This window comes from Brachybacterium sp. Marseille-Q7125, assembly GCF_023062615.1.
Classification (GTDB): Bacteria; Actinomycetota; Actinomycetes; order Actinomycetales; family Dermabacteraceae; genus Brachybacterium.
On record NZ_JALLAL010000002.1, the window covers coordinates 16,002 to 40,126 of the forward strand.

General features: G+C 71.8%; 22 protein-coding genes. 9 read left to right on the forward strand and 13 right to left on the reverse strand.

Annotation, left to right across the window (positions count from 1 at the left end):
* Positions 1-64: 64 nt before the first annotated feature.
* From raiA to mtrA, 5 genes are all read right to left on the reverse strand, one after another.
* Positions 65-727 carry a ribosome-associated translation inhibitor RaiA gene (raiA, locus tag MU407_RS00810; protein WP_246954783.1) on the reverse strand — a complete coding sequence of 221 codons (663 nt, stop codon included), beginning with the start codon at positions 725-727 and terminating at the stop codon, positions 65-67.
* Positions 728-898: 171 nt separating this feature from the next.
* Positions 899-1,663 (reverse strand): phosphoribosyltransferase family protein, encoded by a 765-nt coding sequence (locus MU407_RS00815; RefSeq protein WP_246954695.1) that lies wholly within the window; start codon positions 1,661-1,663, stop codon positions 899-901.
* A 208-nt stretch (positions 1,664-1,871) separates the two neighbouring features.
* On the reverse strand, positions 1,872-3,587 hold the full coding sequence (locus tag MU407_RS00820; protein WP_246954698.1) for an LpqB family beta-propeller domain-containing protein: 1,716 nt from the start codon (positions 3,585-3,587) through the stop codon (positions 1,872-1,874).
* Complete coding sequence (gene mtrB / locus MU407_RS00825) at positions 3,584-5,299, reverse strand: MtrAB system histidine kinase MtrB (RefSeq protein ID WP_246954701.1); 1,716 nt, start codon at positions 5,297-5,299, stop codon at positions 3,584-3,586. Before mtrB ends, MU407_RS00820 begins: the two co-directional genes overlap by 4 nt.
* A 16-nt stretch (positions 5,300-5,315) precedes the next feature.
* Complete coding sequence (gene mtrA / locus MU407_RS00830) at positions 5,316-6,002, reverse strand: MtrAB system response regulator MtrA (RefSeq protein WP_102235086.1); 687 nt, start codon at positions 6,000-6,002, stop codon at positions 5,316-5,318.
* Between the two features lie 207 nt (positions 6,003-6,209).
* Between mtrA and MU407_RS00835 the strand changes: the two genes are divergently transcribed.
* From MU407_RS00835 to MU407_RS00855, 5 genes are read left to right on the forward strand one after another with little or no spacing between them, the layout of a single operon-like run.
* The gene (locus MU407_RS00835; protein WP_246954705.1) at positions 6,210-6,920 is read left to right on the forward strand and encodes a hypothetical protein; all 711 of its coding nucleotides are present in this window, start codon (positions 6,210-6,212) and stop codon (positions 6,918-6,920) included.
* Positions 6,833-7,408 carry a DUF4129 domain-containing protein gene (locus MU407_RS00840; protein WP_246954708.1) on the forward strand — a complete coding sequence of 192 codons (576 nt, stop codon included), beginning with the start codon at positions 6,833-6,835 and terminating at the stop codon, positions 7,406-7,408. Before MU407_RS00835 ends, MU407_RS00840 begins: the two co-directional genes overlap by 88 nt.
* A complete protein-coding gene (locus MU407_RS00845) occupies positions 7,405-8,643 on the forward strand; it encodes a DUF4350 domain-containing protein (protein ID WP_102235083.1) in 1,239 nt (412 codons plus the stop codon). Before MU407_RS00840 ends, MU407_RS00845 begins: the two co-directional genes overlap by 4 nt.
* Complete coding sequence (locus MU407_RS00850; protein ID WP_246954710.1) at positions 8,640-9,662, forward strand: MoxR family ATPase; 1,023 nt, start codon at positions 8,640-8,642, stop codon at positions 9,660-9,662. The genes MU407_RS00845 and MU407_RS00850 overlap by 4 nt, the downstream gene beginning before the upstream one ends.
* 39 nt (positions 9,663-9,701) lie before the next feature.
* Positions 9,702-11,018 (forward strand): DUF58 domain-containing protein, encoded by a 1,317-nt coding sequence (locus MU407_RS00855; protein WP_246954713.1) that lies wholly within the window; start codon positions 9,702-9,704, stop codon positions 11,016-11,018.
* On the opposite strand, the gene MU407_RS00860 is transcribed toward MU407_RS00855, so the two are convergent.
* Positions 10,985-11,308, reverse strand: coding sequence for a hypothetical protein (locus MU407_RS00860; RefSeq protein ID WP_246954715.1), 324 nt, complete (start codon positions 11,306-11,308; stop codon positions 10,985-10,987). The genes MU407_RS00855 and MU407_RS00860 overlap by 34 nt on opposite strands.
* Positions 11,309-11,409: 101 nt before the next feature.
* Positions 11,410-12,405 carry a stage II sporulation protein M gene (locus MU407_RS00865; protein ID WP_246954718.1) on the reverse strand — a complete coding sequence of 332 codons (996 nt, stop codon included), beginning with the start codon at positions 12,403-12,405 and terminating at the stop codon, positions 11,410-11,412.
* Positions 12,406-12,522: 117 nt separating this feature from the next.
* Here MU407_RS00865 and MU407_RS00870 point away from each other — a divergent pair, with 117 nt between their 5' ends.
* Complete coding sequence (locus MU407_RS00870; protein ID WP_246954721.1) at positions 12,523-13,368, forward strand: RDD family protein; 846 nt, start codon at positions 12,523-12,525, stop codon at positions 13,366-13,368.
* Positions 13,369-13,383: 15 nt separating this feature from the next.
* Here the strand turns inward: MU407_RS00870 and MU407_RS00875 are convergent, their stop codons facing one another.
* Both MU407_RS00875 and MU407_RS00880 read right to left on the reverse strand, forming a co-directional pair.
* Positions 13,384-15,099 carry a phosphomannomutase/phosphoglucomutase gene (locus tag MU407_RS00875; protein ID WP_246954724.1) on the reverse strand — a complete coding sequence of 572 codons (1,716 nt, stop codon included), beginning with the start codon at positions 15,097-15,099 and terminating at the stop codon, positions 13,384-13,386.
* Positions 15,092-15,433 carry a DUF3499 domain-containing protein gene (locus MU407_RS00880; protein WP_255407864.1) on the reverse strand — a complete coding sequence of 114 codons (342 nt, stop codon included), beginning with the start codon at positions 15,431-15,433 and terminating at the stop codon, positions 15,092-15,094. Before MU407_RS00880 ends, MU407_RS00875 begins: the two co-directional genes overlap by 8 nt.
* A 79-nt stretch (positions 15,434-15,512) precedes the next feature.
* Here MU407_RS00880 and MU407_RS00885 point away from each other — a divergent pair, with 79 nt between their 5' ends.
* Positions 15,513-15,968: a metallopeptidase family protein gene (locus tag MU407_RS00885; RefSeq protein WP_246954726.1), complete on the forward strand. Its 456-nt coding sequence runs from the start codon at positions 15,513-15,515 to the stop codon at positions 15,966-15,968.
* 57 nt (positions 15,969-16,025) lie between these two features.
* Here MU407_RS00885 and MU407_RS00890 read toward each other — a convergent pair whose 3' ends face one another.
* From MU407_RS00890 to MU407_RS00900, 3 genes are read right to left on the reverse strand one after another with little or no spacing between them, the layout of a single operon-like run.
* Positions 16,026-17,630, reverse strand: coding sequence for a DUF5719 family protein (locus MU407_RS00890; RefSeq protein ID WP_246954728.1), 1,605 nt, complete (start codon positions 17,628-17,630; stop codon positions 16,026-16,028).
* Positions 17,623-20,982 (reverse strand): hypothetical protein, encoded by a 3,360-nt coding sequence (locus MU407_RS00895; RefSeq protein WP_246954729.1) that lies wholly within the window; start codon positions 20,980-20,982, stop codon positions 17,623-17,625. Before MU407_RS00895 ends, MU407_RS00890 begins: the two co-directional genes overlap by 8 nt.
* 12 nt (positions 20,983-20,994) lie before the next feature.
* Complete coding sequence (locus MU407_RS00900) at positions 20,995-21,291, reverse strand: WhiB family transcriptional regulator (RefSeq protein ID WP_102235075.1); 297 nt, start codon at positions 21,289-21,291, stop codon at positions 20,995-20,997.
* A 166-nt stretch (positions 21,292-21,457) separates the two neighbouring features.
* Here MU407_RS00900 and cofE point away from each other — a divergent pair, with 166 nt between their 5' ends.
* A complete protein-coding gene (cofE, locus tag MU407_RS00905) occupies positions 21,458-22,573 on the forward strand; it encodes a coenzyme F420-0:L-glutamate ligase (protein ID WP_246954730.1) in 1,116 nt (371 codons plus the stop codon).
* On the forward strand, positions 22,570-23,262 hold the full coding sequence (locus MU407_RS00910; RefSeq protein ID WP_246954731.1) for a TIGR03089 family protein: 693 nt from the start codon (positions 22,570-22,572) through the stop codon (positions 23,260-23,262). The genes cofE and MU407_RS00910 overlap by 4 nt, the downstream gene beginning before the upstream one ends.
* 90 nt (positions 23,263-23,352) lie before the next feature.
* On the opposite strand, the gene MU407_RS00915 is transcribed toward MU407_RS00910, so the two are convergent.
* A complete protein-coding gene (locus tag MU407_RS00915; RefSeq protein WP_246954732.1) occupies positions 23,353-24,123 on the reverse strand; it encodes an ABC transporter ATP-binding protein in 771 nt (256 codons plus the stop codon).
* Between the last annotated feature and the right edge of the window lie 2 nt (positions 24,124-24,125).

The window sequence follows — 24,125 nt, forward strand, 5'->3', positions numbered from 1 at the left end:
TTCCCCGCCTCTCCCGCCCCGTGGAGCGAGGAGTTCTCGCCCCGACGTGCTCAGGCCCGATTGCTCAGTCCTGCTGGGTCTCGTTCTCCAGCTCGATCACGCCGTAGTTCCAGCCCTTGCGGCGGTAGACCACCTTGGGGTTTCCGCTCTTCTCGTCGATGAACAGGAAGAAGTCGTGCCCCACGAGCTCCATCTGGTAGAGCGCATCGTCCACGGTCATGGGGGTGGCGGGATGCTTCTTCTCGCGGATCACCACCGGGCTGCCGGTCTCGGCGAGATCCTGCTCGGCCGGTTCCTCGGCCGTGCTGTCGGTCTGCGGCGGTGCCGGTGGGTCCTGGCGCAGCGCTTCGGGGAGCTCCTGGTCGGCGGTCATGGTGCGCAGCGAGGCACCGGTGGCCTGGTGCGCGCGGTTCCGGCCCCGACGGTGGTCCTTGCGGCGATCGCGGGCGCGGCGCAGGCGCTCCAGCAGTTTGCCGTAGGCGACATCGAGGGCTCCGTAGAGATCATCCGCGCGGGCCTCGGAGCGGATCACCGTGCCGCGGTCGTGGACGGTGAGCTCCACGCGGTCACTGAGCTCGGCCTGCCGAGGGTTCTTCTCCTGGGAGATCTCGACGTCCACGCGCAGCGCCTCCGGGGCGAACTGGGTGACCTTGTCGAGCTTGTCCTCGAGATGGCGGCGGAATCGGTCCGGGACGTCCATGTGGCGTCCGACGACATTGATCTCCATGGGTGGATCCTCCTTGATGCTGGTGCGGCCGCTCGGAGCCCGGCCGCGGTGGCTCATGGGCTGGTTTTCGCACCTCCTCATAGAAGGGGTCTCCGACCTCTGTGGCGGATGACACCAGCATGCCATGTCCCGGTGCAGATCGTGCGACTTCCGTCCCGCGGCGGCGCCGTCTCATCCGGTAGGCGCACTGACCGCGGCCAGCGGTCCGTGCTGCCGGGTGGGCAGGCGGGAAGCGGCCACGACGACGGCCCCGATCACCTCGGCGCCGGCCTCGGTGACAGCGTCATACATGGCACGCAGCGTGGAGCCCGTGGTGACGACATCATCGAGCAGCACCACCCGCGGCTGCTCACGCTCCAGGCGTCGCCGGGCCCCCGGGGTGAGCAGGATCCGACGGGAGCGTCGGCCCCGGGAGCCCTGCCCGTGCTGGGTGCTGCTGGGGCGGGATGGCAGCAGCAGGGCGCGCCCCGCGCCGTGGCGCTGCAGCTGCCGGGCGAGCTCGCCCGTGTGGTCCTCACCGCGGCGGAGCCGGGCCGCGGGCCGCGACGGCACCGGCACCAGGGCCGGGCGCTCCTCCCCTGCGGCCGCGGCGAGCTGCGTGACGGCGGGGGCAAGACCGGCGGCGATCGGTGCAGTCAGATGCAGCAGGCCACCGTTCTTCCAGGCCAGGACGAGGGCTTGGAGATCTCCGCCGTACTCGCCGAGGGCGAGCACGGGCAGCAGCGGGGCGTGATCCACACCGGCCGGCAGCACACCCCTGGGGACGGGCTGATCGCGCACCCGAGCAGCGCTGAGCAGCTGGAGGGCATCACAGCCGGACTCCACCCGGCGCGGCGACTGGGCGAGCAGGGCACGACAGCTCGGGCACAGCCAGGTGTCCTCCGCGCCGCAGGGGCATTCGCGCACGGCGACCAGCGCGCAGGTCTGCGCGATCACCTCGCGCACCCGCGCGCCCCGTCGCACAAGGCGGGAACGGGCTCTCACGGCGCTGCCGCGGTGTGCAGGAGTGTCCGGGACCGGCGGGATCGGTGTCATGCACCCAGCTCAGCCGCTGCAGCAGCGCAGCGCCAGCCGCGAGTGAGGATTGTGGATGACACCGGGGTGTGGAGGACGTTGGAGGGCAGCTCAGCAGGGCGCCCGATGTTCAGTAGAACGCCGGATCGCGTCCGGTGATGTCGACCGCGCTCCAGTTCTCCCCATCGCTGCGTAGCAGCTGATCACCGCGAATGCCCACCCAGGCGGTCTCGGCGATGACCGATCCGGCGACGCGGCGCACCCCATCGGGCAAGGCTGGCAGCGGATCGGCACCGGTGACCAGATCGACCACCAGGGCGCGCTGGGTCCCGCTGGTCGCGTCGGTTCCCAGCACCAGCACGGCCAGCTCGTCATACCACCCGGCCCAGCTGAGGTCCGTCAGCTCGGTGTGGATCGGTGTCGGCTCTCCCAGGGAGGTGGGGACGCCGTCGGCGTTGCGCACCACGGCGCACACATCCAGCCGCGCCTGACCGTCATCGCTCGAGAGCACCAGCATGCGCGTGGCATCCGCGGCGAGCGCCAGGCACGTCACGCTGCGCCCGTGCAGCCACGTGGCATCCACCTTCGCGTCCTCCTCGGAGGCCCGACCCGACAGCGCCAGCAGCGCACCGGCGTTGGAGACCGTCGCCGTCCACACCCACCCGGCATCGTCGATGCTGGGCGGGACGAAGGCATCTCCCGTGGCGGCCTCCCGCACCTCGATGGAGTCATCCGTCGAGGCGATGAGGACCACGGCCCGCTGCGGTTCGAGGGCCGCGGCGAGCACGCCGTCCTGAGCGATGATCGGATCAGCCACCGCGGTCTCGGCCAAGGCGGGGACCAGCTGCGTCGGCGGTGCGTCCCCGCTGGGTGAGGACAGCGAGATGATCCCCCGCTCCCCCGCGGCGATCGGGCGATGCCCGGGCAGGGCACGCTCCATCCGGTGTTCTTCCTCCAGCATAAGCTCAGTCTCCTCCTGGACCAGGCGCACCCCGGACAGGGTGCGCACGGACCGCAGCGACGCCTCGATCTGGCTGAGCGCCTGGTAGCGGGAGACGGTGGACAGGCTCGTGATCGCCGGTGGCACGGCGACCTGCACGGTGCCATCGGCGCCGGTGCTGATCGCCGCAGCGCCCATCGACGTGCTCGAGGGGATCTGGTTGATGACGGCGTCGGCGAGCGTCGGCGAGGGCCCGTCGGCCAGGCCCCGCAGCACGTCAGCGGCGATCTGCCGCAGCGCGAACCAGCGCAGGTCCGGGACCAGGTGGCGGCGGCGGGCATCGAGGAAGTACAGCCGGGCGGAGGCGTAGAGCGTCTCGAACGCGGCCTCGGACAGGAAGATGCCATCGGGCACCTCGTCCAGCCGATGCTGGCCATCCTGCTCCACCACCTGCACCGCGATCTCCCGCGTGGCGGGGGCGGGCAGGAGGCTGCGCACGCCCCGCTCGTCGATCAGCGCGGTCACGCGCAGCACAAGGGAGAAGGCACCGTCACCGTCGTCCTGGGCCCGCGTCTCCTCACTGCCGGAGTACACGGTGATACCGGCACCGGGGTTCCAGGCCGCCTGCGCCTGGTCGGTGAGGTAGGCGCGCGCGACCGCAAAGTCATCCTCGCTGCCCACCCCGGCTTGGACGAATCCGGCGACGACCTCGGCGGGGGTGGCATCATCCGCGGGCGGCAGGGCCCGCACATACGGGGCGCCGGGCTGCTCCTGCAGGGCCAGCGGGCGGCTCGAGGTCTGCGATTCGGTGGGGATCCGGGCGCACGCAGCAGCGGCACCGGCCACCAGGCCCACTGACGCGGTGCGCAGCAGAAGGCGGCGATCGGGGCGGGGTCCGAGGCTCATCGTGCACCTCCGGTCCGGTCGGGGACGGTGGTCTCATCGCTGAGGTCCGGCAGCACATCGGGGCCGATCTCCAGCTCACCAGTGGGGGTAGCGGACATCCGCCCACCCGCGGTGGCACGGTCGAAGGAGCGCTCCAGGCGCAGCGGCGAGCGGGTCAGCTCGCTGCCCGGACGGCGCGGCAGGGTCAGGCGGAACACCGCCCCTTCGCCCTCCCGACCCCAGGCCTGCAGCCAGCCGCCGTGCAGGTGCGTGTCCTCCACGGAGATCGACAGCCCCAGTCCGGTGCCGCCCAGGGTGCGGGCGCGGGAAGGGTCTGCGCGCCAGAAGCGGTCGAACACGCGCCGCGCGTTCTCCGGGGAGATCCCGTGCCCCCAGTCCTGCACCACGACGGCCACGGCATCCTCATCGGCAGCGGTCTGCACGAGCACGGGCTGACCGGCACCGTGCTCGATCGCATTGGTCAGCAGGTTTCGCAGCACCCGGTCCACCCGTCGTCCGTCCACCACGGCATCCATGCCCTCCCCGGCGAGGTGGACATCCAGGGTGCAGCCGCGGGCTTCGGCGAGCGGTTCAGCGTTCTCGAGCGCCCGTGTCACCAGGGCGTCGAGGTCTTCACGGTGGGCTTCGAGCGCTGCCGCACCGGCGTCGAAGCGAGAGATCTCCAACAAGTCCGCCAGCAGCACCTCGAAGCGCTGCACCTGCGCGGCCAGCAGCTCGGCGGTGCGCTGCAGATCCGTCGGCAGCTCTTCGCGGCGGGAATCCAGCACGGCGGAGGCCATGCGGATCGTCGTCAGGGGCGTGCGCAGCTCATGGGACACATCGGCGACGAAGCGCTGCTGGAGGCGGGAGAGCTCGGTGAGGTCCACGACCTTCTGCTCGAGGCTCGCGGCCATGTCGTTGAAGGACTCCCCCACGCGGGCCAGCTCATCGGCCCCGGCGACCTCCATGCGGCTGGTCAGATCACCGTCGGCCAGCTTTTCCGCTGCCAGAGCGGCGCGCTTCAACGGTGTTGTCACAAGCCGCGCGACCACCACCGCGATGCCGACGATCAGCCCCAGCAGCACCGCGCCGCCGCCCAGGATCACCCGCTGCACGAAGGCGAGCGTCTGCTGCTCCTCCTGCATCGAATACACGAGATACAGGTCGTAGGAGCCAGAGCCCGGCACGATCACGCGGGTGCCGACCAGCAGCGCCGGATCCACCCCACCGTCATTGTTCTGCCGCCCGATGGACCGCCAGGAGATCGCATCCGGATCCGTCGCGACAGTGGAGGAGAACTCGGGATCCACGGCATCGAACAGGGTGCGGTCCGAGGAGGAGACCGGGAAGACCGTGCCGGTGGTCTCCACGGGGATCAGCGCGACCTCCCGTCGATCACCGCCGGCCTGCCCCCCGGTGGCCTGCACGAAGGCGTTGACCGCATCCTGCTGCTGGGTGCTCGTGCCGGCGGATACCTGCGTGAGGGTCTCCACCAGCTCGGCGCGCACCTCCACGCTCTCCTCAAGCACCCGGTCGCGGCGCTGCTCATAGAGCCCGTCGGCGATCACGGAGGACAGATAGGCGCCGACGGTCAGCAGCGCGAGAATCGACAGCAGGATCGTGACCACCACGACCCGCACCGCCAGCGGCCAGCTGCGCGGATCCACAAGCTGGACCGCGCCGTCGCGCAGGACGTCCAGCGGCCGCTCGGGATCCGTATGCGGGGCGGTCACGGCGTCCGGGGGCGGCTCAGGACCCGCTCCCGGCCCGGTAGCCCACACCGCGGACGGTCACCACGATCGAGGGATTCTCGGGGTCGTGCTCGATCTTGGAGCGCAGACGCTGGACGTGGACGTTCACCAGACGAGTGTCCGCGCTGTGGCGGTAGCCCCACACATCGCGCAGCAGCACATCGCGGGTGAAAACCTGCCAGGGCTTGCGGGCCAGCTGGGTGAGCAGGTCGAACTCCAGCGGGGTCAGGGCGATCAGCTGGTCGCCCCGCCGCACCTCATGCCCGTCCACATCGATCGTGAGGTCGCCGATGGTGAGCTTCTCCGTGGTGGGCGCCTCCGCGCGGCGCACCCGCGCCTTGATCCGGGCCACCAGCTCCTCGGGCTCGAAGGGCTTGGTGAGGTAGTCATCGGCCCCGGCCTCGAGCCCCTCGACCACATCGGCGGTGTCGGTGCGGGCGGTCAGCATGATGATCGGCACCCCGGACTCGCGGCGCAGGCGGCGGCACACCTCGATGCCGTCCATGCCGGGCAGCATCAGGTCCAGCAGCACCACATCAGGGCGCACGCGGGGAAAGGCCTCCAGAGCGGAGGCACCATCGGGCGAAGTTGCGACCTCGAAGCCCTTGCCGCGCAGGACGATCCCGACCATCTCGGCGATCGCCTGATCGTCGTCGACCACGAGGATCTGTGAAGGCGTCGTCATGAACTCATCATGCCACCGCCTCCTCCATCGGCCCTGGAAGCAGGTCCCCTCCGCCGTGCGGCGCGTCCCGGGCGCGGTGGAGGGTCCTGCGGAAGATGCACGGTCCTCGACCATCGTCGGATCGGTTGGCCATGGTCACCTGCGTAAGGTCAGCTGCACCGGCCCCACCCCGGAACCCCACCACCCCGGAACACCGCAGGAGGACGCATGAGCAGCCCGTGGACCGCCCCCGGTCAGAGCGACCCCGCCGCCGGGTCCGCGCCGGGCCCGACCGCCCCCGGTACGGAGCCTGCGGCCTGGGATGCTCCCGGTGCGGGTGGCTCCGCGGGGCCAGCACCGACCGGGACTGCTCCCGGTGCTCCCGGCCCCTCGGGCGGGCCTCGCCGCGAGCTCGTGCGAACCGACCATCTGTTTCCGCTGCGCCCCCTGAACCTCGGTGAGATCCTCGGGGCAGCGCTGCGGATCTACCGGGTGAACCCGCGGGCGGTGCTGGGGGTGGCGGCGATCGTGTACGCGATCGCGACGCTGCTGAGCACCCTGGCCTCCGGAATGAGCCTGGTGCCGATGATCGGTGAGATACAGGTGATGCTCGATGATCCCACCGGGGACTACGTGGGCGATCCCCTGATGGGCGGGGTGTCCACCATCATCAGCAGCGTCGTCAGCGGACTGCTCACCCTGGTGGCGGCGGCGCTGGTGACGGTGGCGCTGACCCGGGTGACGATGGACGCGGCGGTGGGCCGCCGATCGATCCCGATCCGGCGCGCGAGAAGATCCTCGAGGAGCTCTCCAAGGGCGAGTACTCCTCCGGGCAGGGCTTCCTGCCGTGGTTGCTGGGGCGGCTCGAGGCCTGGCTGCACCAGCTGCTGGACACTATCGATGGCTCCTCGACCGCTCAGGGCGGCCTGGCGGTACTGATTCTGCTGCTGCTGATCGTCGCGGCGGTGCTGGTGCTGCGCCGCACCGGTCGGCTGCGCCGCACCCGCCAGCTGAGCGCTCCGGTCGAGCTGGATGCCGAACGTTCTCTCAGCGGCGATGAACTGCGCGAGCGCGCGCGCCGCGCCCTGGCCGAGGGGCGGCACGATGATGCGACCGTCATCGCACTGCGCGCCCTGGTGCGAGACCTCGAAGAGCGCACGCTGCTGGATGTCACAGCCGGCATGACGGCACATGAGGCGGCAGTGCGCGCCGCCACCGCCTTCCCGCAGCTGCGCAGTCGCCTCACGCTGGGGGCCAATGCCTTCGACACCGCCGCCTACTCCCTGCGCAGCACGAGCGCGAAGCAGGCCGAGGACCTGCTGCTGCTGGCCGAGTACATCGCCGAGACCGCCCCGGATCTGGAAGCGCTCGATGCAAGCGCCGACAGTGCCGAGCAGAGCCTGGTCGGCGCGGGAGAGCCGTCATGAGCGCGCCGACGGTGGATTCCGCGCCGACCCGCGCGACCGGGCAGGCCACTGCCCCGGCACCGTCCGACGCCAGGAGCCCGCACGGCGCCGCGCCGGGCGGGTCCGCTGAGCGGCGTCGGCCCTGGCTCGTGCCTCTTGTGGTCCTCGCGCTCGTGGCAGCCCTGGGCATCATGCTGATGCGCGGCTTCTACCAGGACGGCTTGCTCGAGCCCGGCTCTCCCACCCCCCAGGGCGGCAAGGCCGTGGCGGAGGTGCTCGACGACCTCGGCACCGATGTCGAGGTTCAGCGGCGCATGGAGGATGCCGCTGCAGCGCTCCGCGAGGGACGCACCGTGGTGATCACCAATCCCTCTGGACTCAGCCACGAGCAGCTCGAGCTGCTGGACGCGGCGCAGCAGGAGTCGGACGCCCGACTCGTGCTGATCGCACCTGATCTGGTGACCCTCAGCTATCTGACCCCCGATGTGTTCCCCTCCGGCGCCCTGCACACGAAGACCGTGGTGCCCGCCGGGGGCCAGTGCGGAAACGCGGATTTCCGGGCCCGGAGCCTGGCGGTGCATGGCACCGAGGGCCTCACCGACTCCGCGATCCTGTACCGCACCAGCGGCGATGCCTCATCCTGCTTCCACTCCGGCAATGGTGCGCTCGTGGCTGTCTCCGGCGACATCGTCGTGCTGGGCAGCGCCGATCTGCTCACCAATGAGGGGGTGCGCGATGCGGACAATGCGGCGCTGGCTCTGAATACGCTCGGCGAGAGCGGTGAGCTCACCTGGTATCTGCCCTCGGCGAGCGATCCGCTCTCCAGCACCACCCCCACTCTGCTGGACCATCTGCCGCGCTGGGCGGGCCCGGTAACGCTGTGGGGGCTGCTGGTGGCCGCCGTGGCGCTGCTGGCGCTGGGGCGGCGCTTCGGCCCCGTGGTGGTCGAACCGCTGCCGGTGACGGTTCGGCCCCAGGAACTCGTACTGGGCCGCGCTCGTCTGCTGCACCGGGCCGATGCCCGCGATGCCGCCGCCCAAGCCCTGCGCTCCGCCTGTGCGGTGCGCCTGGCTGAGCGTCTGGGGCTGCGCCGCAGCTCGGGCCTGGACGCTCTGTTGGCGGCGCTGGCCCCGCACACCTCATCCACGCCCGAGCAGCTGCGCAGGCTGCTGGGCCCCACCCCCGTGACCAGCGACCAGGCCCTGCTGGCCCTGGCCGCCGACCTTGACCGACTGCTGGAGGAGACCGACCGATGACCGAGAACCAGGCGGGCCCCGCGCCCCAGATCCCCCCGCGCCCGGACGCCACCGCGACCGCCCCCATGGACGCCGACACCCGCACCCAGCTGCAGGGGCTCAGCACCGAGGTGCACAAGGCCGTCGTCGGCCAGGATGCCGCGGTGACCAGCCTCGTCGTCGCGCTGCTGTGCCGCGGGCACGTGCTGCTCGAGGGCGTGCCGGGGGTCGCCAAGACGCTGCTGGTGCGCTCCCTCGCCGCGGCGCTCGATGTGCGGATGCGCCGCGTCCAGTTCACCCCTGACATGATGCCCGGCGATATCACCGGCTCCCTCGTGTACGACAACACCACCAGCGACCTCGTCTTCCGCGAGGGCCCGGTGTTCACCAACCTGCTGCTGGCCGACGAGATCAACCGCACCCCGCCCAAGACGCAGTCGGCCCTGCTCGAGGCGATGGAGGAGCGCCAGGTGACGGTCGACGGGGCCAGCCGCCCGCTGCCGGATCCGTTCCTGGTGATCGCCACCCAGAACCCCATCGAGTTCGACGGAACCTACACGCTGCCGGAGGCACAGCTGGACCGCTTCCTGCTCAAGGCCGTCATGCCGCTGCCCGAGCGGGAGGTGGAGATCGATGTCCTGCGCCGTCACGCAGATGGCTTCGACACCTCCGATCTGCAGGCCACCGGACTGCGGACCGTCGTGGACATCCCCTCCCTGCACCGCGCGCAGCAGGACGTCGCCGCCGTGGCGGCTGAGGATCCTGTCGTGCAGTACATCGTAGACATCTGCCGTGCCACCCGCCGCTCGCCCTCGCTGACCCTCGGCGTGTCCCCGCGCGGGGCGATCGCGCTGCTGCGCACGTCGCGCGCGTGGGCGTACCTCTCGGGCCGGGACTTCATCACCCCCGATGACGTCAAGGTGATGGCGCCGGCCACCCTGTCGCATCGAGTCCGCCTGACCACGGAGGCGGAGCTTGAGGGCACCCAGGTGGAGTCGGTGCTCGCCGCCACTCTCGCGTCCGTGCCCGTCCCCCGCTGATCCGCCGTGCCCCACGGACAGTCCCGGAAGGAGAGCAGAATGCGCACGCCGATCTCGCTGCGCGTGTCCCTCACGCCGCGCGCCGCGCTGGCGGGGCTGCTCGCCCTGCCGGTGGTGGTGCTGTGGCCGCGCTGGTGGGTCGTGCTGCTGCTCGCGGCGCTGTGGGCGCTGGTGCTGCTGGCCGATGCCTTCGCCGCCCCGGAGCCGCGGCGCATACAGGTCCAGCGGCGACTGCCGGCGCAGGTGCGTCTGGGCGGCACCGTGACCGGACGTCTGCTGGTCACCAACCCCACGGCGCGGGCGGCCCGGCTGGAGATCCGCGATGCCTGGAACCCGACCGCTGGACTCGCCGAGCAGCGCAGCACCCTCACTGTTCCCTCCCGGGAGCGGCGCGCCATCGAGCAGGCCTTCACGCCTACCCGGCGGGGCGAGCACAGCTCCCGCACCCTGCTGGTCGCCTCGGTGGGTCCGCTGGGGCTCGCCCGCCGCACCGCCGCCGTGGACACGCCCGGGCGGCTGCTGGCCCTGCACCCCTTCGGGGCACGCAGGCACCTGCCCTCGCGGGTGCAGCGGCTGCGGGAGATCGAGGGTCTGTCCGCCATCCACCAGCGCGGGCAGGGCACCGAGTTCGACTCCCTGCGCGATTTCGTGGACGGCGATGACGTGCGTTCGATCGACTGGCGGGCCACCGCGCGGCGCCGCTCCGTGGTGGTGCGCACTTGGCGGCCCGAACGGGACCGGCATGTGCTGATCGTCGTGGACACCTCCCGTACGGCGGCGGGACGGCTTGGCGATTCCACCCGTCTGGACGCGGCGTTCGATGCCGCGCTGCTGCTCACCGCTCTCGCGGGGCAGGCCGGGGATCGGGTGGACCTGGTGTGCGTGGACCGCATCCCCCACCTGTCCGTGGTGGGGTCCAGCCGCACCACGGTGCTGCATGACATGGTCTCGGCGACCGCGGGGGTGCATCCGGCGCTGGTGGAGACCGATTGGGAGCGGGCCGCCTCGACGATCACCGACCGCACCCGACGGGGCTCGCTCGTCGTCCTCATCACGCCGGTGGATCCCGCGGTGGTGCACACCGGGCTGCTGCCGGTCGCCGCACGGCTGGCGAAGGACCATCCGCTCGTCGTCGCCTCCGTGTCCGATCCGGCACTCGGGGAGCTGGCCGCCGGGCGCGAGGACGTCGAAGCACTGTACATCGCTGCTGCTGCTGAGCAGGCCCGACAGGAGAGCGCCGGCGTCGCCGCTGCCCTGGAACGGGCGGGCGCGCATGTGGTGGATGCTCCCCCGGAGCGCGCCCCGCAGGCCCTCGCCGACGCCTATCTCGCGCTCAAGGCGGCCGGGCGGCTCTGAGCTGACTGCGCGCGGGCGATGATCTGGTAGGTGTGCCAGTGCTTGGGGCCGGAGAAGGCGCGGCCGTCCCGCTCCTCCTCCACCAGCTCCAGCACCTCGAGGCCGGTGACCAGCTCGTCGACCTGCGAGCGGGACAGGTACGTCCCATCCGTCCGCCCTGCCCAGTCGTCGCGGTCTCCGAACAGGTCCACGGCCAGCACTCCCCCGGGCCGCAGGCAGCCCAGCACGGTTCTCCACAGACGCTCGAAGGCACTGCGTTGCACGAACGGCAGCGCCGCGCAGGACAGCACCAGATCCGCTGCCGGGAGCTGCTCGAACTCTTCCAGGGAGGCGGTGCGGTGACGCAGCGGGAAACGTGGGGCAAGAGCGGAGCGAGGGGTCCGAGCGCGGCTCAGGCGGCGGTCGCGACGGTGGAGCCCACCTGTTCCTCGGTCAGGTCTCCGGTGATGCCCGCGCGGTGCACCTGCCGGCCGCGGCCCAGCATGAACAGCAGGAACAGCGCCCACACCAGCACTCCGATGCCGATGCGCACTGCGGGCGGAAGACCGCTCGGGGTCACGAACGCCTCGATCACGCCGGACAGCAGCAGCACCGGCACCAGACCGATCGCGACGGTGACCAGGGCGCGCGCCGCCTGAGACAGCGACCACAGGCGCGGCAGCGGTCCCGGCCGCACCCACGCCCAGAAGGTGTGCAGGCCGGCCCCGGCGCCGACGATCACCGCGGTCATCTCCAGCAGCCCGTGCGGGAGGATGAACACGAAGAACGTACCGAGCCCCCCGTAGGCGCCCATCACCCCGGCTGAGAGCCCGATGTTCAGGCCGTTCTGCAGCAACATCACCACCGGCCAGAATCCCGTCACTCCGAAGACGACGGCCTGCACCGCGATCCACGCGTTGTTCGTCCACACCTCCGCGGCGAACCCGGTGGCGTCATCGGCGAAGTAGTAGGCGACGAATTCGCGCTGGGCCAGATGGCGCTGTGCCTCCTCGGGCACCACGAGATCGCGCGCCGTGGAGTCCAGCCCGAAGTACAGGCCGGAGATGACGGTGCTGAGCAGAAAGATCGTCGCCGCGAGCGCGGTGGACCAGCGGGCGGTATACAGGGCCGCCGGCAGGTCCTCCCAGAAGAATCGCCGCAGGTTCCGCCACAGCGGCACCTGCGCCCCGGTGATCCGCAGCCGCGCCCGGTGCACCAGCAGCGACAGCCGTGCGATGAGCGCCGGATCCGGGTTGGTGGAGCGGACCGTGGACAGGTGCGTGGAGGTCTCCTGATAGAGGGCGATGAGCTCGTCGATTCCCGCAGTGTCCAGATAGCGGCTGCGCACGAGCTCCTGCAGCCGCTCCCACTGCGGCCGGTTCACGGCGATGAAGGCGTCGGTGTCCACGCCCCCAGACTAGGAGTCGCCCGTCCTTCCCCACGGCCGACGAAAGTCGGAGGCCAGGCCGCCGGAAGCCGACCGTCGGAAGTGCCCTGCGCGCGCTGTGCCTGACAGGATGGGGCCATGACCACGATGGGAGCCACCGACGCCGCCGCGCCGCCGCGCGAAGGGCTGATCACGGGCGATGCGGTTCTGCTGGACCTGCGCCCGGCACCGTTCCCCGTCCGGATGATCTCCGCGATCATCGATGGCGTGCTCCAGCTGCTGCTGTTCTTCGGGGCGGTGATCGGGCTGGTCTGGGTGGCGTCTCGGCTCGAGATCGACCAGGGCTATATCGCGGCCGCGCTGGTGCTGATCTCCGTCCTCGTGTTCGTCGGGTATCCGTTGCTCAGCGAGCTGCTGCTGCGCGGCCGCTCCGTGGGTCGCCTGGTGATGGGGACGCGCGTGGTGCGCGATGACGGCGGCCCGGTGCATGCGCGGCAGAGCCTGCTGCGCGCCGTGATGGCGATGTTCGAAATCTGGTCCACCAGCGGTGCGCTCGCCGTGACCTGTTCGCTGCTGGACCGCCGCTCCCGGCGGGTGGGGGACCTGCTGGCCGGGACGATGGTGATCCAGGAACGGATGCGCGACCTGGTGCCGCAGCGTCACGAGATGCCAGAGCAGCTGCACACCTGGGCCACCGGCGCCGATGTGGGGCGCCTGCCGCTGACGCTGCTGCAGGACATCCGCGGATTCCTGCCGCGTGCGGAGCAGATGAACCCGGCATCGCGCCATCAGCTGTCGCGGGAGCTGCTGCAGCGGACGCTGCCGCATGTGGCGCCCGCTCCCCCGCCCGGCACCGATCCCGAAACGTTCCTGCGGGCGGTGCTGTCCGAACGCTCGCGCCGCGATGAGGAGCGGCTGCAGCGGGCCCGTGCCCGCCACGACGAGCTCAGCGCCGAAGTGCGCGCCGTGCCCTTCGCCAGCTGAGATCCTCGCGGAGTCTCACTGCCCGGGCGCGGACGTGCGGCCGGCGATGAGCACGGGGATACCGTCCTCGACGGGGTGCACGCGCCGACAGTGCGCGCATTGCAGGGCGGCGGGCACATCACGCAGCTGTCCACCGCAGTCCGGGCAGCGCAGGGCGGTGCGCACCCAGCGCGGTACACCGGCCCCACTCGCTCCGGCGGGCAGCTCCACGTCGGTGGCTGCCTCAGCGGTCTGCGAAAGGACACCCACCGGCTGCTCGTGCTCCGTCGCCTGCTCTCGCTCCCCCCGCGGCTCCGGCTCTGTATCCCCCTCCGACCCCGGCTGAGCGATGAGGCTCTGCACCGTGTCGCGGATCTGCTCCATCGTGGCTGCCTCCCGGGCTTCGACGTTCAGCCGCAGCAGCGGTTCGGTGGTGGAGGAGCGCAGGGTGAGCCACCACTGCTCGGCAGGGGGCGCGGCCTCGTCCCAGTGGGTGATGATCAGACCGTCGCGCTCCTGGACCGCTGCTCCCGGCAGGCCCTCCGCCCACGCGCGCACCCGTGCGCGGGCCGCTGCCGGGGCGGGGTGGCGAGAGTTGATCTCGCCGCTGATCGCATAGGGGCTGTGGCACGCCACGAGCTGGGAGGCAGGACCGTCGCTCTCGCGCAACGCCGCGATGACATGCAACGCGGCGAGCATCCCGGAGTCCGCACGGAAGAAGTCGCGGAAGTAGTAGTGGGCGGAGTGCTCACCGCCGAACACGGCGTCATGCTGCGCCATGAGGGCCTTGATGAGGGAATGGCCGACGGGGGTGCTCACGTGACGCCCGCCCGCGGCGGTGATCGCCTCCGCGACATGCCGGGAGGAGACGAGGTTCGCCAGCACCGTCGGCTGCTCCTCCCCCGCGGCGCGGGCGCGGGCGATCTCCCGCTGCGCGATCAGGGCGGTCACGGCCGATGGCGGCACCGCGGCGCCGGTCTCATCGAGGACCACGCAGCGGTCGGCGTCGCCGTCGAAGGCGAGCCCCAGATCCGCCTGCCGGGCGGTCACGGCCTGCTGCAGATCGGCGAGGTTCTCCGGGCGCATCGGGTCCGGGGCGTGGTGCGGGAAGCTGCCGTCGAGCTCACCGTGCAGGATCTCCAGCGTGATCCCGAGCAGGTCCCCGAGCACAGCCGGGGCGGTCAGGCCCGCCATCGCATTGCCGGCATCGACGATCACGTGCAGATCCCGGCCGGGCGGCAGCGGGGCCAGGCGGTGCAGCATCGCGGTGTAATCGGCGAGGGTCTCGATCTGCTCGGCGCGGCCCTGCCCGCGCGCAGGGATCTCCCCCGCGGCCAGATGCTCCTCGGCGCGGCGGCGGATCTCGGCCAGGCCGTCATCGCGGCCGATCGGCCGCGCACCGGCGCGGCAGAACTTCATCCCGTTGTCCGCGGCGGGATTGTGGCTCGCGGTGATCATCACCCCGGCGGCCTGGTGCAGGCCGGAGGCGCAGTACAGCTGGTCGGTCGAGGCCAGTCCCGCATCGGCCACCACGGCGCCGCGCCGCACCGCCCCGTCGATCACCGCGTCCGCGAGCTGCGGGGAGCTCACACGCATGTCATGGGCAACCACAATCTCGGGGGCATCCAGCAGGTCTGCAAAGGCGGCCCCAAGAGCACGCGCCACCTCCACGGTGAGCGTCACTCCCGCCTCGCCCCGAATATCGGAGGTCTTAACGATCGCGGACAGGTCCGCGCTGGTGCGCTCACTCATGAGGGCTCCTGACCACCTGGAGGTGACGCCCGCCCCTGGAGCTCACAGTGGGCCGCGCGGCGGCGGAGCTCGGCGGTGCCTCAGCGGCGGGCCGATGGACGGCGTCGGACAGAGCCACGAGGTCATCGCCTCTCCCCTCCCCCGGAACCCGCAGCAGATCCCAGCCGCGCGGTGGGGTGAGGCGTTCGGCGTGCTCACGGCACAGGTCGTAGGCGCCCGGCTCGCTGACCCGGGACAGCGGTCCCAGCACGGCCGTGGAGTCCTGGTACACGAAGGTCAGGGTGCTCACCGCGGGGTGGGAGCAGGCGGTCCGGGAACATTCACGAGCAGGCACGTCCAGCAGTGTACGCAGGCCGCAGGCACGGATCAGGCAGGGCACGCCCTCCTCGGGCACGGGGGCTAGAGTGCCGGGCATGAACCTCGCGCCCCGCCCGCAGGATGCCGCCGCCTCCACCCGGTCGGTGCGACGGCGTGACCGCCATGGCCGGGGCCGACGCTTCGATCTGATCCCCCCGCATCTGCCCGGGTTCCGCACCCGCCGCGAACGCTTCGACGACCTCGTCGCCGATATCGGGGCAGAGCTCACCGGGCGCTTCCCGCGCCGGCTGGAGCATCTGCGGATCCTCGTCGAGGAGGTACCGCCAGCGGATCCGGCGCTGTGGGAAGAGCGCACCGTAGTGCTGGGCCGGGCGGTGCCGCCCACGCGCGAGCACCCCCCGCGAGTGATCATCCATCGGCGGCCGGTGCAGACCCGCTGCAGCAATGAGGAGGAGCTCGAAACGCTCGTGCGTCAGGTGCTCTCCGAGCAGATCGCATCCCTCCTGGGGCTGCGGCCCGAGGACGTGGATCCGAGCGCCTGGGGCGAGTGAGCTCACGTGCCGCCGAGGGTCCGCGGCGCAGTGCTCACTCCGGTCGGTGCACGGTTCTCACTCGGACAGCCGCACGGTGACGGCATCGGTACCACCGCGCGCCGGCACCACCGGCAGCGTGGACAGCAGCACACCGTCGTCGGAGTCCTCCGCGCGCTGGACCCAGCTCGCATGCACCGCGCCCGGCACATCGGGGACCACGCTGATCCCGGCCGCGGGCTTGCCGTCGACGCCCAGGCGCGCGGCGGGCAGAGTGGCGGTGCGCCCGGCGTCGAGCTCCACCTCGATCGGTTTCCCGGCGCCGCCATCGGCCCCGAGCGGGATCACCGTCGCGACTGCCTCCTCCGTGGCCGCAAGCGACAGCGCTCCGGGGCCCGTTGTCGCGGGCAGGGCGGTGATGCCGTGGCTGACCAGCGCGGGGGCAGGAGAGGTGAGGGTGAAGTCCACGGGCTTGCCGAGGGTGTCGCCGGGCAGATCCTTCCCGGTGCGCTCGGCGCGGGCGACTGCTTGCACCGGGTCCGCAGCGCTGATGGCCACGGCGTAAGTGCCCTCATCCAGGTCGGGCAGGGGGCGGGCGATGACGCTGCCGGGGGCGAGGGGAAGATCCTCGACGGTGGCGTCCTCGATCGGGCCATCGGGGCCCAGTACCGTAATGGTGGCGGTGGTGGCCTCACCGCTGGGGTTCGCGATCACCACGGTCGGCTCAGCTCCGGCCACATCCACGCCCGGGATCACGAGGTCGCTGGCGGGATCGGGCAGGGGCGTGAGAATCTCGGCACCGCCCGGGGTGAGGCCGTCGCGCTCGGTGGCCTGCACGCTCATCGCCAGCGGTGAACCGACGACGTCGACGCGCACGCCGAGCGCCGGTTCATCGGCCACCACGGACCCCAGCAGCACACGCTCCTGGCTGTGGGCGGGGACCACCACCTGGCTGCGGCCCTCCATCTTCGCCGGGCCCTCGGCGGTCCACAGCTGCACGGAGGCGGTCGCGGGCCGGTCGGTGTCATTGCGCAGCACCAGCTCGGAGCTGTCACCCCGCTGGGTGGAGACCCCCAGGAATCCGGCCGACGTGGTCGCTTCGCTGCAGCGCGTCACCACCAGCGAGCGGTAATCCCCGGAGGGGGTGATCACGGATTGCACGGAGTCGGCGACGGGGCGGCCGCCCTGCGACGCAGCGGTGACCACCCGCGAGGGACCCGTCACCTTCTCCTGTCGCTGCGCGGCAAGCCCCAGGTCGGTGGCTTCCGCATCATCGCCCAGCACCTCCCCGTCGGCGTCGAGGGTCCAGATCGTGGGGTGGCGAACGGACCCGTCGTCCTCCTGCAGCGTGGTCGAGGGGTTCACACTGCCGAACAGCAGCGAGGATGCCGGTTCGAGGGAGATCGTGCGCACGGCCACAGCCTCAGCAGGGGGCACCAGGCCGAGGTCGTCATCGGAGGTGCGCTCGGCGAGGTCCTCCGGCAGCTGCAGCGCCCCGGGGCACACGGCGGTGCGGGCGCCTTCCTGCGCGGTGACCTCCTGATGCTGGACCGGGACCGGCTCATGCGGCTCGCTGAGCGCCAGAGCGGTGCCCGCGACAGCCAGCGGAACCAGACTCGCGACCGCGAGCGCGGGACGCAGCACGCCGTGCGGCGCGGCGCCGGGGCGGGAACGATCAGCCATACATCTCCTCCACGGTGCGGGGGCGGACGCGCCAGGGGATGGCGATCAGCGCGGTCAGAGCTGTCACGCTGTACAGCAGGATCTGCCATGCCAGCAGCGCGGGCTGTTCGCGCTGGATCACGACCTCACCACCCACCCCGGCAGGCAGCGTGAAGCCCTGAGCCCAGCCGTCCACCTCGAGCGGCGCGAGCTCACGCCCGTCCACGCTCGCCCGCCACTGCCCATCGAACCGCTCGGACAGCAGCACGGTGCGCTCGACGTCCGCAGCGGGAACGTCCCCGCGAGCATCCACCACGCCGCTCGCCAGCGCGATCGACTCCCCGTCCGGGCCGATGACCTCGGCGCGGGGCTGTGCGCCGATCAGGCGCCACATCCCGCCCCGGGCGCCGTCGGTCACCTTCTCCAGCAGCGGGGATGCATCGAGCGTGCGCGAGAGCTCAGCCTGCTCCTGCGGATGGCCGGGGACGATCACGTAGGAGATCGCCAGATGCTCGGCGACGGGCTGCTCCTCGGCATCGGGCACGGCGGAGCCTCCACCGGCGAGCATCGCCCCGACCGCCTCGCGCAGCGCTGCTGAGGCGGCATCGTCATCGACGCCCTGCCCGGCGCGCGCAGCGTTCGCCGTCCGCAGATCCGCGACCGTGGCGTGCTGGATGACGCTGTCCCCGCCATGGACCACGAGATCCGCCTCGACGCTGCCGTCCGGGCGCTGGTCCAGCACGAGCACGCGGCTGCGGGCATCGGAACGCCCCTGATCCGCGGCGGCGGCCGGAACCTCCCCCTGCTCGCTGCGCTGGATCTGCAGCTGCGCGGGCAGCAGCATCGTCCACCCGGCCACGCTCACCACGCACACCGCGGCGACCATCGCGCCGAGCGCACTCGTGGTGATCCGGCGGCTGCGAGAATCGCTCTGCTCCCGGCGGGCGAGGGCATCGAACGTCGCTCCGGCCCCGAGGGCAAGCGCGAGCAGCAGAACGCTCAGCAGGCCGTGCAGCGGCGCGGTGACCAGCTGTCCGTCCCCGACCGCCACCGGTGTGCGCTGGGCCAGCAGCACGGCGAGAACCACGATCGCGGCCGCGAGCAGGCTGAAGCGACCCATGCGCCCGGCGGCACCGGCCAGCAGCGGAGCGCCGAGAGCAGCGAGGGCCACGGGCGCCAGCGGCACCAGCGCGAGGAGCAGCGCAGCGGTAGGGCCGACGGGGCCCGCGAGCGCACCCGGCAGCGGGGAGGGCACCGGCCACAGCGCCAGCAGATCCAGCAGGGTGGGGGTGGCCGCGGAGGGCGGCACCCCGGCGACAGCCAGCAACAATTCGGGATGCCCCACCCACAGCGGCACATACGGCGCGTGCAGAGCGAGGGAGGGCAGTAGCACCCACAGCAGGCGGCGACGACGACCGGGCACCGCGATCGCGACGAGCCCCAGGGCGAGCGCGACGATGAGCACGAGCACCGGCTGGACCGCGCCGATCACCAGCAGCACCAGGCCCCCCGCTGCGGCGGCGGACACGCTGGCCTGGGAGACCTTATGCGGCAGTCCCACGGCCCGACCCACCGCGAGGGCCAGCGGCGGCAGCAGCAGGTGCACCAGCAGCAGCGGCCAGGCGCCGAGCATCAGGGCGGACAGCAGCGGCGGGGCGAGCCCCCAGGCCACGGCCAGGACCAGGCGTGCCCCGACCGCGCGGGTGATCGCTCCGGCCGCCCACCAGGCCAGCAGCGCGCTGAGCGGGATCGCCGTGAACACGAGTGCTTCGAGGGCGAGGGAGCCGGATAGCGGCAGGTGGCCGAGCAGCCGCACCAGGGCATCGGCCGGTCCGCGCTCCCCCAGACCGCCGGGGATCCAGCTGGCCCAGGCCGCCTCCCAGCGGGTGCCCCAGGTCTCGGGGATGCGGCGCAGGGCTGGTCCGGTGAGCTCTCCGCGGCCGAACAGTCCGCGCAGCGCCACCATGGCGAGCGCTGTCGCGCTGAGGGCCACGACCGCCGTCCACGCGATGTGACGGCCGTAGTCAGCATCGTCGATCCCGTGGCGGGTGCCCGCGATCCCCCACGTAGTGCGGCGGATGCGGCGCTGTCGGTCATCATCGGCGACCAGTCCGGTCCAGGTCTCCTCCGCCCAGCGGCGCATGTCCTCACCGCGGGGCAGATACAGCGGCGCCAGGCGTGCCTGCGGCACGCGGGCACGTCGGGCGTCCTGGCGGCCGCGGCGCATCACCCGCCCAGCACGGGACATCGCCGCCCCCCAGGCGCTGAGCTCCATGAGCGCGAGCCGGGGGGCGACCGCGGCGAGGGCGCCACCGATGCGCACGAGCGTCAGCAGCGGCAGCAGAAGCAGGGTTAGCAGGGAGTACAGCGGGGGCCGATGCTTGAGCAGCAGCAGGATCTGCCCCATGCGCTGCTCGCGCAGGCGCTCCAGACGTGGCCTGGTCGGCATCCGGTGCTGGACGCGAGCGGCGGACTGCACCGCCACGCGCTCCCCGGAACGCCAGATGCGCCGGCATAGGTCGATCTCCGCCCACGGCGGGGGCAGGTCCGGGTCAAGGGGGCCGACGTCCCGCAGGGTGTTCTCGCGCACGAGCATGCCCGGCAGCGGCACGGCGAGGACATCCTGGCGCCAGTCGGACTGGCCCTGGTCGATCTCCCCGGGGTCGATGCCGGTGACGATGCCGCCCGATCGCGTCAGCGTCAGTCCGACGTCGACCAGGGCCCGCGCAGCCTCGGTGCGACCGGTGCTCCCGGCGGGCTCCTCCTCGGACAGCGGACGCACCCGCTTGGCGCCGACGACAGCGGTGTTCGGGGAGACGGCGACGATCCGCAGCTGCTGCTCGAGGGCATCGGGCTCCGGCGGGGAACCGTCCTGGAGGAACCACAGCCAGGTCTCATCACTCGTGGTGGCGGCCCGCCGTCCGGTGCGCGGCCGGTTCTCGCGCAGCCGCTCGGGCACGCGGGCGAGATCTTCGGCCTGCTGGGTGCGGGCGCGCTCCACCTGATCGATGTTCACATCGCGGGCGCGGCGACCGCCCCGGGAGCCCTGGGCCGCGGCGACCGCAGGCTCGGCAGCCGCAACACTGCCGGAGGGCGCTGCGTCCGCCTCGGAGCGCAGGCTGGCGAGGACCTCACGCACCGCACCGGAGCGGCTCACGGCAGAGGAGATGGGGATCAGGGAGTCGAGCAGACCGCGATCTGCAGCATCGTCGAGAAGACCGCTCAGCTGTTCGCGCTGCGGCTCGGGGACCACCATGGCGATCCGCTGCGGCAGCTGAGTCTGCGCCGCGAGGGCGTCGAGAAGTGCGGTGGCGGATGCGTGCGTGCTCGTCCCGTCCAGCAGGACGATCGCGGTGACGTGGCGTTCGTGCACCAAGGGAAGGCGTCAGACAGCTCGGCGCTTGAGCTTGCGGCGCTCGCGCTCGGACAGGCCGCCCCAGATGCCGAAGCGCTCATCGTTCTCGAGCGCGTACTCGAGGCATTCCTGGCGCACCTCGCACGAGACGCAGACCTTCTTGGCCTCGCGGGTGGAGCCGCCCTTCTCGGGGAAGAATGCCTCCGGGTCCGTCTGGGCGCACAGCGCCCGTTCATGCCAGGACAGCTCGGCGTCCTCGGAATCCTGGATCGTGAGATCGAGCAGGGTCAGCTCTGCTCGGGCGTCCTCGAACCGGTTCTCGTCCATGACCGCCACTCCTTCCTCCTGGTACGCGCCCTGGGATGCTGCAGCACGGCCGCTCGGGGCTGTGCACGGCCTAAACTACACCGGTGTAGTCCTGGTCCGTCAAGCGGTATCGGCGCGTCGCCTTGCACCGCGGGGCCTCATCACACCTGTCACCCGGGAGATTCACATGACCGGCCCCATCCCGTCCGGCACCCCGCACGGCGCGGGCGCAGCCTCGAGCCGCGCCTCCGCCTCGCCCGCGGCAGTGCAGGTGCTGCCTGTCACCGGGGTGCCGGAGGTCGGTGCCGGTGATGATCTCGTGGCGCTGCTTGCCGGTGCTCTCGCTCCGCTCGCGCCGCGCGCGGGCGATGTGCTGTGCGTGTCCACGAAGATCATCTCCAAGGCCCAGGATCTGCGGGTGGCCCCCGAGCAGCGGGAGGAGGCGATCCGGGCGGCAGCCGTGCGGGTGGTGGCGCGGCGCCTGCACACCCGCCAGGTCACCTCCGTGGTGCAGATCCCCTCCGGGCCGGTGATGGCCGCCGCGGGCGTGGATTCCTCGAACGCCCCGGCGGGCCCGCTGCTGCTGCCGGAGGACCCCGATGCCTGCGCACGGGAGCTGCACGAGGGGCTCACCGCCGCCCTCGGGGTGCCGATCGGGGTGCTGCTGACGGACACCTCCTCCCGGATCTGGCGCATGGGCGTGACGGACTTCGCGCTCGGTGCCGCCGGGGTGGCGGCGCTCGAAGATCTGCGCGGCGGGCGCGATGCCGATGGCCGCGAGCTCAAGGTCACGGTGCGCAATCTGGCCGATGAGCTGGCGGCGGCCGCGGACCTGGTCAAGGGCAAGGCCGACGCGATCCCCGCGGCGCTGGTCCGCGGCGTCCCCGGTGCCACGGCAGCGGACGTCCCGGCCCGCGAGCTCTCCCGCACCGGGGAGGATGACTGGTTCCGCCGCCCCAGTCTCGAATCGGTGTGGCAGGCTCTCGGGATCGCCGAGCAGGACGAACCCGTAGCCCGCATGTCCCCCGAACCGGCCACGGAGCGGATCGGGCGGGCGCTCGCGGTGGCGGCTCTGCCGCGCCAGGGCACGAGCCCGCTGGGTGCCCATGTCCGCTCCCTCACCCATCGCGGGGAGATCACCGGGATCGAGGTGCAGCCCGCCGATGAGTCCCGCCGCGCTCTGGCCGCCGCAGCCGTGATGGTCGAACGGATCCGCACGGCGCTCGGCGCGGAGTCGCTGGGCCAGCCCCTGCCCGAGATCCCCGTCCACCTTCTCGATCCCATCCCGGAGGAGAACCGATGACCGCGCCCGCCGACCCCACCCGCACTGCGCACGCTCTGCTGGACGCCCTGCAGGCCCAGGGCCCCCAGCCGGTGCTGGCCTGGTACGGGGAGGCCGCCCGGGTGGAGCTGTCCGGGCATGTGCTCGCCAACTGGATCATCAAGGCGATCGGGCACCTGGCCGATGAGATCGCCCTGGCCCCCGGGGCTGCGGTGCTGATCGACCTGCCGCCGCACTGGAAGCGCCTGGTGCTCGCGATCGCCGCCTGGTCACTCGGCGCCGACGTCACCCTCCGAGAGCCCGCGCAGGATGGCGCCGCCCCGGAGCCGAGCGGTGGCGTGGATGCCCCGGCCGTCCTCGTGACCGATGTCCCACAGGATGAGCTCGCCGATGCGGCCGATGAGGTGCTCGCTCTCGAGGCCCGGTCGCTCGCCCCACGCTTCGACAGCGCGCTGCCGCCCCTCGTGCATGACTGGGTGCAGGAGGTCCGCGCGCACCCTGATCAGCTCTCCGTGCCGCTGCCGGCCTGGTCCGGTCCGGCCCCGTCGGCCCCCGGTGATGGGATTCCGCGCCTGCTGGTGCCCGGTGACGGTCTGGACGTGATCACCCCGGTGCTCGGGGCATGGCTTGCCGGGGGCGGGATCATCTGCCCGGCGGATCAGGTCAGCGCAGCGCAGGCCCGCAACGAGGGCGCCACCGGCCACGCCTGATCAGGTCCGCCCGCAGCCTCGCCGTCCCGCTGCGGACGTCACCGGGTGTGCAGGACCGTCGGGCTCACTGTGCGCGCAGGGTCGCGACGTTCACTGCGCGCGCAGAGTCGCAACAGCCTCGGCGGGATCCCCGTCGAAGATGGTGCGGCCCTTGGCGAGCACGACGATGCGGGTGCACAGCTTCTCGAGCATCTCCAGCTCATGGGAGACCACCACCATGGTGCGGCCCATTTCCTGCAGCTGACGGATCCGCTCCAGGCACTTGCGCTGGAACGGCTCATCGCCCACCGAGAGGATCTCATCCACCAGGAAGATGTCCGGATCGGTGTGGACCGCCACGGAGAACGCCAGACGCAGGAACATGCCGGAGCTGTAGTACTTCACGTCAGTGTCGATGAACTCCTCGATCTCGCTGAAGGCGACGATCTGATCGAAGCGCTCATCGATCTGCTGCTCGCTCATCCCCAGGATCGCGCCGTTGAGATACACGTTCTCGCGCCCCGAGAGGTCTGGGTGGAAGCCCGCTCCGACCTCGATCAGCCCGGCCACCTTCCCGCGCAGCAGCACGCGGCCGCGATCCGGGTACAGCACCCCGGAGATGGTCTTCAGCAGCGTGGACTTGCCCGAACCGTTGAAGCCGATCAGCCCCACCGTCTCCCCCGCATGCACGGTGAGGGACACATCGTCCAGTGCGAGGAACGTGTCAGCCAGCTTCTTGCGCTGCAGCGCGGAGAAGACCAGCTCCTTGAGGGAATGGTCATGGCGCAGCGAGAACTGCTTGGTGACGTTCTCGATGCGCACCATCTCGCGTTCGGTGGGGACGGCGGCGGATTCGGGAACCGCCTCGATGTCAGGGCTCATCG